Here is a 12,487-nt window from a genome sequence, read left to right as displayed (position 1 = left end):
CCAATCATACATAAATCAAGGAAATACAGCTCACACTACTGAACGGAAAACCATTTCATGTTTAAGGAGGAAAGCAGCTATGGCGTTAATTCCGTATGACCCGTTCCGCCATTTGGAATCGATCCGCCGCGATATGAACCGCTTTTTTACAAGCGATTTTCCGTCGCTGTTTGCCCATATGGACGAACAGCACTGGATGCCGCGCATGGACATGCATGAAACGGCCAACGAGTACGTCGTTTCATGCGATTTGCCGGGGCTTGAGCGAAAAGAAGATGTGCATATTGACGTAAACAACAATATGTTAACGATCAGCGGCACGATTCAACGCCATCATGATGTCAAAGAGGAACAAATGCACCGGCGCGAACGCTTCTTTGGCCGCTTCCAGCGCTCGATCGCGCTGCCAGCCGATGCGGCGACGGAAAACATTCGCGCGACATACAAAAACGGCGTGCTCGATATCCATATCCCGAAAACGACGGCGGGAACGAAAAAGCGCGTCGACATTGAATTTCATTAATGACAAAAGGGAGACAGTCATTGTCTCCCTTTTCCATTTGCCTCGCTGCTGGCGCGGATGATCAGTTCGGTCGGCACGACAACTTTCTTGCAAATCGTTCGCTTCGTCGTCAACCGTTCGATTAGCAATTCAACGGCTGTCTCCCCCATAAACTCGGTATACACTTTCACCGACGAAAGCGGGGGATGGAGAAAGGCCGCGGTCGGAAGGTCATTGAACCCGACGATCGCTACGTCTTCAGGAACGGCAATCTCCGCCTCATGCAACGCACGCAAGGCGCCGATGGCCATCGAATCGCTGGCGATGAAAAACGCCGTCGGCAAGTCCCCTTTGGCAATCGCCTCTTTCATCAGCCGATAGCCATCTTCGGCGGTAAAGGCGCCAATCCGTACATCACGCGAATCGTACATCCCTTTCAAATATAAATATTCGTAAAACGCTGTTTCGCGCTCATCGCGAATTGGCGTTTCCCCGTCGACATATTCACGGCCGCCGATATACCCGATTTTCGTGTGCCCCAACTGAAGCAAGTAGTCCAACACCGCAATCGTCGCTTGGCGCAAGTCGATGACGACCGAATCAAACCGACGTTCATCAGGCGAGCAGTCAACGAACACGATTTGCTTCGCCCCTCGGGCAAAGGCGCTCACTTCGTTCGGCCCGAATTTCCCGACCGCGATGATGCCATCAAGCGCCTCCATCCGTTCAATCGGGTAAGCGCCATGCTGCTTAAACAGTTTCACTAATTCAATGCCGCGCTCAAAACATTCTTTTTCTACTCCAAGGCGAATCGCCATATAATACGGGTCATCGATTTCCTGGCGTTCGGAATACCAGTGAATGAGTCCGAAGCGAAACGATTCCCGCGCCTGCTGGCTTCGCTCCCGCAATGTTTTGTAGTTCAGCTCTTGGGCAACTTCAAAAATGCGTTTTCTCGTCTCATCCGAGACGGATAGCGTTGTATCGTAGTTAAGCACACGCGACACGGTCGCGACCGAGACGCCGACTTTTTCGGCAATTTCTTTTAACGTGGCCATAGTCTGTTTGCGGTCCCTTCCTTATGTTTCATATGAAACGCGTTTTTTCGCCGCGTTTATACAAAGGACGACATGCTTTCGGCCGCATGGCTGAGAAAGCGACGGAACGCTCCTTTCCCTCGCTCGTCCCGTTTAAATACTCCCGCATGCTCCAAAACAGTCACAAATCGCTGCCCGACTTCATACCGTAAAATGTCGCGGACATTGCTTGTGGTAATATCCGGATGTGCTGCACGAATGGCTTCGCACCAATCCCAATGTTTAAGCATCGTCTCATCCCAATCTTCTTTTTTCGTCCGATGTACAAGGTAGTCGGCCAACATCTCGAGCTCCGCGGCAAGTCGGCCGGGCAGCACCGCCAACCCCATCACTTCGATCAAGCCGATATTTTCTTTTTTGATATGATGCAGTTCCTCATGCGGATGGAAAATGCCGTACGGATGTTCCACCGACGTCCGATTGTTGCGCAAAACGATGTCCAACTCAAACGAATGGCCGCGGCGGCGGGCGATCGGGGTGATCGTGTTGTGCGGAACATCGCCGCTGCAAGCGATAATCTCGACACTTGGATCGCTGTACGCCTGCCACGCCTCATACAGGCGCACCGCCGCCTCTAGCACGTCCTCTTTCGCCCCTGTTAAACGGATCACCGACATCGGCCAGCGGACGATCCCCGCCGTCAGTGACGGAAACGAAGGAAGGGAAATGTAGTCCTCGATCTCCGCTTTTTCCATCGCAAACGGATAGCGCCCGCCTTGAAAATGATCGTGTGTTAAAATCGAGCCGCCGACAATCGGCAAGTCGGCGTTCGAGCCGATGAAATAGTGCGGAAACTGTTCCACGAAGTCAAGCAAACGCTCAAGCGTCTTCCGCTCCATTTTCATCGGCACATGCTCGGCGTGGAAGACGATGCAATGTTCATTGTAATACACATAAGGGGAATATTGAAAATACCACTGCTCGCCCAATAACGTGATCGGGATGACGCGATGATTGGAGCGGGCAGGATGGCCCCACGTTCCTTCATACCCTTCGTTTTCTTTGCACAACACACATTTCGGGTACGAGGATGACGGTGCTTCTTTCATTTTGGCGATTTCCTTCGGGTCTTTTTCCGGTTTCGCCACATTAATGGTGATATCCAATTCGCCGTAGATGGTCGGCACTTTCCATTGCTGGTTTTGAGCGATGCGCGCCGTTTGGATGTAGTTGGACGATTGGCTCAACGAATAAAACCAGTCGGTCGCCTCTTGCGGATCGCGCTGATACCGCTCGTAAAAGGCGCGAATCACTTCCGACGGCCGCGGCATGACGCAATCCATCAGCTTTGCATCCCATCTATCGCGCTCGGTCGTTGTATTCGTTTCCAACAATCCTTGCTCATGCGCCCAATCGATGATGACATCCAGCACTGGAGCCGGCGAGGCCAAGGGAGTATCCTTGACCTCGACAGGCTGCCATTCGGTGAGTCGAAGCGTTGCCAGCAGGCGGTTGCGCGCGTACACCGCATCTTCCGGCGCTAACAGACCTCGCTGCTTGGCATAATGAATCAGTTGTTCAATGGCCGCAAAAATCGTTTCCATTGTCACACACCCCGATAGCCGTTTGGCCGCGCTTTATGCCATTCCCATGCCGACGCGACAATGTCCGTAATGGACGGACAGTTGGGCTCCCAGCCAAGCTCGCGCTTTGCTTTTTCCGATGACGCGACAAGTCTCGCAGGGTCACCCGGACGCCGTGCCATGACGCGGGCCGGGATCGGATGCCCAGTCACTTGCCGTGCCGCTTCAATCACTTCTTTGACGCTAAACCCGTTGCCGTTGCCTAAATTGTACACGTCGCTGGCCGCTCCGTTCCGCAGTTTATGAAGCGCCAAAACGTGGGCATCGACAAGATCGAGCACATGAATGTAATCGCGGATGCACGTGCCGTCTGGCGTATCATAATCATCACCAAAAATGGAAATGTCCTCGCGCTGGCCGAGCGGCACTTTCAAGATCAACGGAATCAGATGCGTCTCCGGATGGTGATCCTCACCGATCACTGTGCCATACGCCCCGGCAACGTTAAAATACCGAAGCGAAATCGAACGAATGCCGTAGGCACGATCCGCCCATTTCATCATTTTTTCCATCGCCAGTTTCGTTTCCCCGTACGCATTCGTCGGTTCTGTCGGATCGGTTTCGACGATCGGGATTTGTTTCGGCTCCCCATACACCGCGGCAGTGGAAGAAAAAACAATTTGTTTGACATCAAACTCCTTCATCACTTCAAGCAGCACTTGTGTGCCGTACACATTGTTGTCGTAATATTTCAGCGGTTCTTCCATGCTTTCGCCAACTAATGAATTGGCCGCAAAATGGATGACCGCCTCAATGTCGTGCTGGCGAAACACCTCGCGCAAAAAGCCGCGGTCGCGAATATCCCCTTGGCAAAACCGTGCATCCGGATGCACCGCTTCTTTGTGCCCCGTCTGCAAGTTATCGACAACAACGACCTCTTCCCCTTTTTCAAGCAAACGGTACACGGCATGGCTGCCGATATAGCCTGCCCCGCCGCAAATCAAAATCATCGGCACATCTCCTCCATTTCTGTCAGTTCGCGCGCCCCGTCACCAACGTCAACGACATAAAAGCTCGCTTCATAGCCGATTTTTTCAGCGTACGTCGTTCCGACTTGTTCAATGAAATCTTGAACGGATGTTTTTTTCACCACGTTCACCGTACAGCCGCCAAACCCGGCTCCGGTCATGCGCGCCCCGATCGTTCCTTCGTGCGCCCATGCCGCTTCGACAAGCGTATCGAGTTCGATGCCCGTCACTTCATAGTCATCGCGCAGCGACACGTGCGACTGCTTCATCAGCTCGCCAAAGCGACCGAGGTCTCCCCGCTCAAGCGCCGCAGCCGCCGCAAGCGTCCGCTCGTTTTCCGTCACCGCATGGCGGGCCCGTTTTTGTTCGAGCGGGGAAAGAAGATGAGCATATCGATCGAGCTCTGCGCTCGTCAGCTCACCGAGCGAGGCGATGTTGCGCACGCTTTGCAACTTGGCAAGCGCTGCTTCGCACGTCGCCCGCCGCTCGTTGTACGCCGAGTCCGCCAGGCCGCGTTTTTTGTTCGTGTTCGCGATGACGATGGCACAGTCGTCAAGCACCAATGGCAAATAGCGGTACTCAAGCGTTTGGCAGTTTAATAAGATCGCCGAGTTTTGTTTCCCCATGCCGACGGCAAACTGATCCATAATGCCGCAATGGACGCCAACATAGTTATTTTCTACGTTCTGGCTCATTTTCACAAGCTCCAATTGGCCAAGCTGCCGCGCAAACAAGATGTTTAAGGCGACGGCCGTCACAAGCTCGATCGACGCCGACGACGACAACCCCGCACCGTTGGGGATCGTGCCTTCATACAAAATGTCCAATCCGGCCTCCAGCGGGCCGAGCGCTTGAAACGCGGCGATGATCCCTTTCGGGTAGTTCGCCCAGCTATGCTCGTGCCGATATGACAAGTCATCATACGAGACAGTAATGACGCCGGTTTCCGGAAAGTTTGTTGAGTACAGCCGCACAAGCGGCTCTTTCGTTTGCCGGACAAGCGCATACGTGCCGATCTCGAGCGCGCACGGCAGCACATGCCCGCCGTTGTAATCCGTATGCTCGCCGATCAAATTGACGCGGCCGGGGGCGAAAAACAGGCGGATATCTTCGCCTAGCCCGCCGAAACGTTCGATAAATTGCTGTTTTAACGTGGAGATCATGAAAGGGGCCTCCTTGTTAAAGTAAAATTAGGTCATTACTCCCTTGGTAAATATTTTAGTAAATATTTTATTAAAAATCAATCGTGAAACACAATCTTTTTTAATACGTATAATCATTCGAGTATTTATTCACCTTATATAAAAAGGAGGCGGAGCGGAATGGAAGCTCGACAAACGCTGAAACAAGAACTTGATGCCATCACCGCTTGGGAACACTCCCAAAAAGACCTCTGGTTTTGGGAAAAGCTCGGGCGCTTGCCGTTTCAAGTGCTCGACAAGCTGACGCCGAAAATTGTTCATCGAAAGCTCGGGCAGCTGCTTGACGAGTTGGGAGGCTATATTCAAAACGGCGGGAAATACTTAGTGAAGAAAGAGCGCGTATTGGAACGTCTTGGTGTCACGTCGCTCGAGGAAGTGCCGTATTTGCCGCTTGCGACGATGGATCGCGCCTGCGACGAGTTGATCGATGCGCGCGTTACGTTCGCCCAGCTGCAAGGAGCGGCGACCGGGATTGGCGGGGCGCTGACGCTGGCGGTGGACATCCCTGCTTTGCTCGGGCTGGCGTTGAAAACGCTGCAGGAGATCGCCATCATCTATGGATACGACCCGAACGAAAAACAAGAACGCATTTTTGTTGTCAAATGCTTACAGTTTGTCGCGGCGGACATCGTCGGGAAAAAGGCGATTTTGGACGAGATTTCTTCCTTTTCCAGCCAGCGCGGGCATGTCTTTTCCGAGCTGCAAGGCTGGCGCGAAGTAATCATGACGTTCCGCGACCAATACGGGTGGAAAAAGCTATTTCAGGCCGTGCCGATCATCGGCGTGATTTTCGGTTCGCTGTTTAACAAATCGTTTATGGAAGAGATCGCCGAAGCCGGGAAAATGTTATACCGGAAACGGCGCATCATCGAAAAGCTGAAACAGTTCGAACCCGATGTCTAGACGACACCGGGTTCAATTGATTTTGTAAATATGGTGCGTTGTGTGGCACGAATCGGTCACCGTCGAACCATTCTCAAGCTGCACTTGATACGCCGGAGCGCGAAAATCGGTGTTGCCGCAGGCTGGATATTCTTGGGGCAGCGTATCGAGCGAAAACGTACGATCGGATGGATTGGGGTTGGGAGAAAAGGCGCGGTTTAGCCGCGGAAATACCCGCGCAACGTGCCAATCGCGCACCGCTTTTCCCCAATACACGTGCGCCAAATAGCCAGAGCGGAAAAGGCGCATGATATAGCTTGCTTTGCTCGCTTGCAAATGAAACAGCTTCGTTTACGGATTATAGGTAATCGCCATCCACTTCCCCCGCCTTTATCTTTTCTTCATTTTACGAAAATTTTACGTAAAAATCTAGCAAAAAGCGCCCGTGTTCGTACGCTAGTTGATATGAAGCACCTCTTTAGCGGACGCCTGTCTCTTCCCTTCCTTCTATTTATTCACAATCCTCCGATCATCACCTTCTTCTGCCAACACCGCTTGGCGCAGCGCTTGTTCCAGTTCTTTCGCATACGTTGCCGTCTGTTCCCCTGTCCAGCGCAAATAGCGGGCCATGAACGCGATGACCGCTTCTTTTTCCCGGCGAACCGAATCGATGTCAAACAACAGCGCACCGGTGCGGCGGATGAAGTAGTCGGTCGGTTTGACGGCCATTTCTTCCTCGATCGCGTAAACGAGGCGGATAAACGTCTCCCGCGTTAAGCCGGCCGAGCGGTCGTATTGCCTGTTTAAAACAAACAGTCGGTCCACGTTCGTGCCGTATTGTTTCGCGAGCCGCGCCCCTTCTTCTTTTGTCAGCCCGTAACGCACTGCTTCCTCCGCTTTTTTGGCAATGAACGCTGGCAATCGGTGCGAGCCGCCGACATCGCCGCCGGAGATCGGCAGCTGTTTCGTCTGGCACGACCGGAACGTTTTTCCCTCTTCTTTGGCTAGTTGCTCGGCGATAAGATCGACGACCGTTTCCGCCATTTTCCGGTAGCCGGTCAGCTTGCCGCCGGCGATCGTAATGAGCCCGGACGGCGATGTCCAAATTTCGTCTTTCCGGGAAATTTCCGACGGATCTTTCCCCTCTTCATAAATGAGCGGGCGGACGCCGGCCCAGCTTGATTCGACATCGGCGGCGGTGATGCCGACCGATGGGAACATATACTCGATGGCTTTCAATAAATAATCGCGGTCTTCTTCCGTCATCGTCGGATGGGCGGGGTCACCGTCGTAAAACGTATCGGTCGTGCCGACATACGTTTTTCCATCGCGCGGAATGGCAAACACCATGCGGCCGTCCGGTGTGTCAAAATAAATCGCCTGTTTGAGCGGAAACCGTTTTTGGTCGATGACAAGGTGGACGCCTTTTGTGAGCTGGAGCCGCTTATTTGTTTTCGAGCCGTCTTTGTCGCGCAATGTATCGACCCAGGGCCCGGCGGCGTTGACGACGGTTTTGGCGCGGATGTCATACGTCCGCCCGCTCAGCATGTCGCGGCAACGGACGCCAGTGATGCGGCCGCGGTCATCGTATAAAAACTGTTCTGCTTTCGTATAGTTGACAGCGTCGGCGCCAAGCTCGACTGCTTTTTTGATCACTTCAATCGTCAGGCGGGCGTCATCGGTCCGGTATTCGACGTAATAGCCGCCGCCAAGGAGCCCATCGCGCTTTAAGAGCGGTTCTTTTTCCAACGTCTGACTAGCGTTAAGCATCGTCCGCCGCTCGCTCCGCTTCACGCCGGCCAGCCGGTCGTACAACCAAAGGCCGACCGATGTGCTCCATTTGCCGAACGTCCCGCCGCGGTAAATCGGCAGCAACATCCATTCCGGCGTCGTAACGTGCGGGCCGTTTTCGTAAACGACCGCCCGTTCGCGCCCGACTTCGGCGACCATTTTCACTTCGAATTGTTTTAAATAGCGCAAGCCTCCGTGAACGAGCTTCGTCGAGCGGCTCGACGTCCCGGCGGCGAAATCTTGCATTTCGACAAGCGCTGTTTGCATGCCGCGCGAAACGGCATCAAGAGCGATGCCGCCGCCAGTGATTCCCCCGCCGATGACAAGCACATCGTACGTTTTTTCACCCATGGCGTTCAACAACTCACTCCGCCGTCTGCTTGAAAACATCATTGATCGCTCCCTCCAGTTGAAAAAAGACAAAAAGAGACCATGACAAACACGATAAGCGTTCTGCCTACCATGTATGCATGGTCTCTCCATGTCTCCTGACTGATAATTAACTTGTTGGTTTTATTATAACAGATCGTCGCCCGTTTGGCTAGCGCAACGCATCAACGATTTCCATCGTCTTACCCGTCGCGGTGCCGGTCGTAGTGGCGCCAGAGCGCTTCGTTTGACGTCGTCACCGCCGCGGCGCCGGCTTCTAGCGCCTGCTTGACATCGTCCGGGGTGCGAATGAGCCCGCCGGCGTAAATCGGCTTCCCGGTCCGCTCCTTCACCTCGCGGATGATGTGGGGCATTGCGCCCGGGATGACTTCAATATAGTCGGGATTTGTTTTGGCAATCAGCTGGTAGCTTTTCTCTAAAGCGTGCGAATCAAGCAAAAAGATGCGTTGCACGGCGAGGACGTGCTTTTGCCGGGCCTTCATAATGACGCTCGCCTTCGTCGAAATGAGGCCATGCGGGCGAAACTCTTGGCAAAGGTATTCCGCCGCATGTTCATCATGGCTCAGCCCTTGCACTAAATCGGCGTGGATGATGAGCCGCTTGCCGTGCCGGCGCGCATAATCGAAGATGCTTTTTAGCTGGGCGATATGTACTTCGAGCAGCACCCCGATTTCGTAGCCGCTCGCCAAAAAGGCATCAAACTGCTTCATCGTTTTCATAGCCGGAACAATTGGTTGTCTTATTTCCATGGCGTTCTCCCCAGTCTATCCTCTCATTTTATCGACCTCGTCTAAGCACGACAGCGACATCATTGTCCGCGGTTTGCATGTCGCAATTTTCACCCCGCGCTTGCGGAACTTCTCGACGACATGATGAATGGCTTTTTTGCCTGCCGCCTCTTCTTCGTGAAGATGCCCCATTGTCTCAACTCCTCTCCTATTCCGCTTTCGGAATGGCGAGCTTAACCGTTGTTCCTCGGCCGACTTCGCTTTCCATCGTAATTTGCCCGCCGTATTTATCGATCATTTCCTTGGCGATCGAAAGACCGAGCCCGGCGCCGCCCTGTTCGCGGCTGCGCGCCTTGTCGACGCGATAAAAACGCAAAAAGACGTTTTTCAGTTCTTCCTGCGGGATACCGATGCCATAATCGCGGATGGCCACCGTGACAAACGATCCTTCCTCGCGCAGCGAAAGAGCGATTTTTTTGACCCGTTGAGAATATTTTACCGCATTGTCAAGCAAAATGAACAGCAATTGTTCAAAATGATGTTTTGCGATCGCCACACGCGCCAGCGGTTTCTCCGGTTGGTCAACAATAAATTGAAAATCCGGATGCAAGACGCGGAAATTTTTCACGATTTGCCCGATGACCGCGGCGGCATCAATGGGCGCGATCTCTTTTGGCACTTCCATCGCCTCGGCGCGCGATAGGTCAAGCAGCTCAAGAACGAGGCGCTTCAACCGTTCCGCCTCTTTCACCGCCGCCTCAAGCGATTCTTCCAAAATCTCTGGATTGTGCTTGCCCCATCGCTGCAACAAAGAAAGATGGCCCTGCAAAATGGCGAGCGGCGTCCGCAATTCATGAGACGCATCCCCAACAAACTGCCGCTGCAAGGCAAATGAACGTTCAATTTCGTCCATCATGCTGTTGAACATCTGCATGAGCTCGGCGATCTCGTCGCGCGCTGAAGGCACATCGATGCGCTGCTTCAGCCCGTTGTTTTTGATGTCGGCCATCGTTTTTGCCAACGTTTTCAACGGCTGAATGAAGCTTTGCGCCACAAGCCGTCCGGCGAGCGCGCTCGCTGCCATGGCTGCCAAGCCGATCACCGTCATGATGACAAACATCGTGTTCGTCACTTGTTGGAATTTCGTCAGCCGACGGGCAATTTCAATCGTCCCGGACAAGTTTCCGACATGAAGCGGTTGGCGAAGCAGCAAAAACTGCTCATTGTTGATGAAGTGTTCATCCATTTTCAGCTTGTCAGGCACGCCGCCCGGCCACAGCGACACCGCTGCGCTGTTGGAAACCGAGACGATGATGTTGCCGTCGCGGTCGGTGACGCGAATGAGCTGATAGCGCTCGTTCAGTTTTTCGAGAAACGAACGGCTGCGGCGAATATCTTCCCATGATACATTACGTTTTTCGGCGTAATAAGTTTCAATTTCCGCCACCGTTTGTTCCATCGCTTTTTCTTCTTCATTGAGCAGCCATTGCCGCACAATATGGTATTGCAAAAACGTAAAAACAAAATACGTGATAAAAATCGCCCCAGCGGATAAAACGGTCAGCTTCCCTTTCAACGACAGACGATGGAGGCGAAGCCGCTTCATGGCCGCATCACATATCCTGCCCCGCGCACCGTTTGGATGTACCGCTCTTTATCATGTTCGTCAAGCTTTTGCCGCAAATAGCGGACATAGACGTCGACAACGTTCGTCTCCACTTCGGTGTCAAACCCCCATACTTTCTCAAGCAGCACGTCGCGCGTCAACACGACATTGATATTTTGCATAAAGGCGACGAGCAAATCGTATTCCCGTTTCGTCAACTCAATAAACGCATCCCCTTTTTTGACCGTGCGCGCCTGCACATCAACGGTTAAGTCTTTAAACGCCAACACTTGTCCGCCCGGTTCAGGGTGAACGCGGCGAAACAAAGCGCGAATGCGGGCGAGCAGCTCTTCAATGGCAAACGGCTTGATGATATAGTCATCCGCTCCGTTATCCAACCCCATGACGCGGTCAAATACGCTGTCGCGCGCCGTGATCATAATGATCGGCGTCGATTTCGCCGCCCGAACGCGGCGGCAAACTTCCATGCCGTTTAAACTCGGCAGCATGACATCAAGCAAAATGAGATCCCACGGTTCCGAAAGAGCGAGTTCAAGCCCTTCGCGCCCATCGCCGCACACATGTACATCGAATCCTTCATGTGTCAAGTCAAGCTCCAAAAATCGGGCCAATCCCGCTTCATCTTCCATCAGCAAGATCCGTCCGTTCATCGTCCGTTCCTCCTCTCCTGCGTCTATTTCTTTTCCCTGCGCCGGCCTTACATTCATTTTACTACAAAACAGCCCGTCGTCGGCGGCAATCGGCTGTCGAAATGAAACAGGCGGCTGTTTTGGCCGCCTCGCTTCGGGCGGGTTCTCAAACAGCCGCCCGCCTTCGCATGCCTTTTGCCAAACTAGGCCGGGCGCACGCTTCAACCGCTGTCCAGATGGAGATTCCGGCTACGAGTGGCGGTCAACAAACCAATCAACGATGGCTTGAACGATTTCAAACGCTTGATAGGAAAGAAGCGACACGGCAGTTCCGGAGAAAAACAATGTCAAAAGCCAGTGAATCCAATGCATGGCACTGCTCCCTCCCTCATCGGCAGTGGAGTCATTATATCCGCTGCAAATGAAATCCACATGAAAAAACGCTAAAAAACGCGGAGTGACTTTTTTGTTTTCCGTACATACATTGAAAGTGAATCGCATTGCCGATCAATGGCTGCCAACTGTCGGAGCGGTACGGCCGAACAGGACCGCCCGGACGCGGCGAGTCGGCCACTTCAAAAAAAGGAAAGAGAGGGGAGCGCGATGAATGAACCGTTTCAACCGCCGGCCGGCGGGGGAGGGGATCACCCGTTCCACCATTTGCGGAAAATGGTGAACCAATGGTTTGATGAACGGCCGCTGCAAAAATTGCTTGAAACGCTTGATGACTACTTCGCGCAAACATTTGCCGAAGCGTACATCCCGATCGAGGTGAAAGAAACGAAACGCGATTACCAAATCATCGTCCGGCTGCCCGAAATCAAGCGGGAGCAAATGAGCCTCCAATGGCACGAAGATGGACTGCAGCTCGTCATCGATCATCAGGAAACGATTGAATCGGCCGACGACAACGGCCATGTATACGAGCGGCGGCAGGCGCGGCGGCGTGTCACAAGGATGATTCCGTTTCCGTATCCGGTTGCCGAACATGAGGTGAAAGCGTCGTTCCAAAACGGCACGCTCATCATCCGGCTGCCGCAAAAGCGAAAATACATTGACATTGAGTGAAAACTTGAAGGCTGTGCAAC

At 53.3% G+C, this 12,487-nt stretch carries 13 protein-coding genes and 1 pseudogene; 3 read left to right on the top strand and 11 right to left on the bottom strand.

All coding sequences use genetic code 11. The annotated features are described in order from the left end of the window. Positions 1-79: 79 nt before the first annotated feature. The gene (locus GS3922_RS05290; RefSeq protein WP_063165515.1) at positions 80-523 is read left to right on the top strand and encodes an Hsp20/alpha crystallin family protein; all 444 of its coding nucleotides are present in this window, start codon (positions 80-82) and stop codon (positions 521-523) included. Between the two features lie 17 nt (positions 524-540). On the opposite strand, the gene GS3922_RS05285 is transcribed toward GS3922_RS05290, so the two are convergent. From GS3922_RS05285 to GS3922_RS05270, 4 genes are read right to left on the bottom strand one after another with little or no spacing between them, the layout of a single operon-like run. Continuing rightward, on the bottom strand, positions 541-1,560 hold the full coding sequence (locus GS3922_RS05285) for a LacI family DNA-binding transcriptional regulator (RefSeq protein ID WP_063165514.1): 1,020 nt from the start codon (positions 1,558-1,560) through the stop codon (positions 541-543). A gap of 56 nt (positions 1,561-1,616) precedes the next feature. Continuing rightward, positions 1,617-3,143 (bottom strand): UDP-glucose--hexose-1-phosphate uridylyltransferase, encoded by a 1,527-nt coding sequence (galT, locus tag GS3922_RS05280; RefSeq protein WP_063165513.1) that lies wholly within the window; start codon positions 3,141-3,143, stop codon positions 1,617-1,619. Between the two features lie 2 nt (positions 3,144-3,145). Further along, positions 3,146-4,132, bottom strand: a complete 987-nt coding sequence (gene galE, locus GS3922_RS05275) for a UDP-glucose 4-epimerase GalE (RefSeq protein WP_063165512.1) — start codon at positions 4,130-4,132, stop codon at positions 3,146-3,148. Further along, complete coding sequence (locus tag GS3922_RS05270) at positions 4,129-5,313, bottom strand: galactokinase (protein ID WP_063165511.1); 1,185 nt, start codon at positions 5,311-5,313, stop codon at positions 4,129-4,131. The genes galE and GS3922_RS05270 overlap by 4 nt, the downstream gene beginning before the upstream one ends. A gap of 159 nt (positions 5,314-5,472) precedes the next feature. On the opposite strand from GS3922_RS05270, the gene GS3922_RS05265 reads away from it, so the two are divergent. Beyond that, positions 5,473-6,255, top strand: a complete 783-nt coding sequence (locus tag GS3922_RS05265; RefSeq protein ID WP_063165510.1) for an EcsC family protein — start codon at positions 5,473-5,475, stop codon at positions 6,253-6,255. A gap of 21 nt (positions 6,256-6,276) precedes the next feature. On the opposite strand, the pseudogene GS3922_RS05260 reads toward GS3922_RS05265, so the two are convergent. From GS3922_RS05260 to GS3922_RS18320, 7 genes and pseudogenes are all read right to left on the bottom strand, one after another. Beyond that, positions 6,277-6,579, bottom strand: a pseudogene (locus GS3922_RS05260) (glycoside hydrolase family 36 N-terminal domain-containing protein); the annotation flags it as partial. A gap of 162 nt (positions 6,580-6,741) precedes the next feature. After that, positions 6,742-8,418 (bottom strand): glycerol-3-phosphate dehydrogenase/oxidase, encoded by a 1,677-nt coding sequence (locus GS3922_RS05255; RefSeq protein ID WP_063165508.1) that lies wholly within the window; start codon positions 8,416-8,418, stop codon positions 6,742-6,744. A 179-nt stretch (positions 8,419-8,597) separates the two neighbouring features. Further along, entirely contained in the window at positions 8,598-9,164 is a 567-nt protein-coding gene (locus GS3922_RS05250) for a glycerol-3-phosphate responsive antiterminator (RefSeq protein WP_063165507.1), read from the bottom strand. A gap of 15 nt (positions 9,165-9,179) precedes the next feature. Next, a complete protein-coding gene (locus GS3922_RS17810) occupies positions 9,180-9,335 on the bottom strand; it encodes a hypothetical protein (RefSeq protein WP_168157874.1) in 156 nt (51 codons plus the stop codon). A gap of 16 nt (positions 9,336-9,351) precedes the next feature. Beyond that, positions 9,352-10,749 (bottom strand): HAMP domain-containing sensor histidine kinase, encoded by a 1,398-nt coding sequence (locus GS3922_RS05245; RefSeq protein WP_063165506.1) that lies wholly within the window; start codon positions 10,747-10,749, stop codon positions 9,352-9,354. Beyond that, positions 10,746-11,420, bottom strand: a complete 675-nt coding sequence (locus tag GS3922_RS05240) for a response regulator transcription factor (RefSeq protein WP_063165505.1) — start codon at positions 11,418-11,420, stop codon at positions 10,746-10,748. The genes GS3922_RS05245 and GS3922_RS05240 overlap by 4 nt, the downstream gene beginning before the upstream one ends. 228 nt (positions 11,421-11,648) lie before the next feature. Next, complete coding sequence (locus tag GS3922_RS18320; protein WP_255396844.1) at positions 11,649-11,771, bottom strand: hypothetical protein; 123 nt, start codon at positions 11,769-11,771, stop codon at positions 11,649-11,651. 231 nt (positions 11,772-12,002) lie between these two features. Between GS3922_RS18320 and GS3922_RS05235 the strand changes: the two genes are divergently transcribed. Beyond that, positions 12,003-12,467, top strand: a complete 465-nt coding sequence (locus GS3922_RS05235; RefSeq protein WP_063165504.1) for an Hsp20/alpha crystallin family protein — start codon at positions 12,003-12,005, stop codon at positions 12,465-12,467. Positions 12,468-12,487 lie beyond the last annotated feature (20 nt).

Origin of the sequence: Geobacillus subterraneus, from assembly GCF_001618685.1 — a bacterium.
In the GTDB taxonomy this organism is placed as follows: domain Bacteria; phylum Bacillota; class Bacilli; order Bacillales; family Anoxybacillaceae; genus Geobacillus; species Geobacillus subterraneus.
Note: the sequence above shows the minus strand (reverse complement) of the source record. Positions and strands in the feature narration are given on the sequence as shown.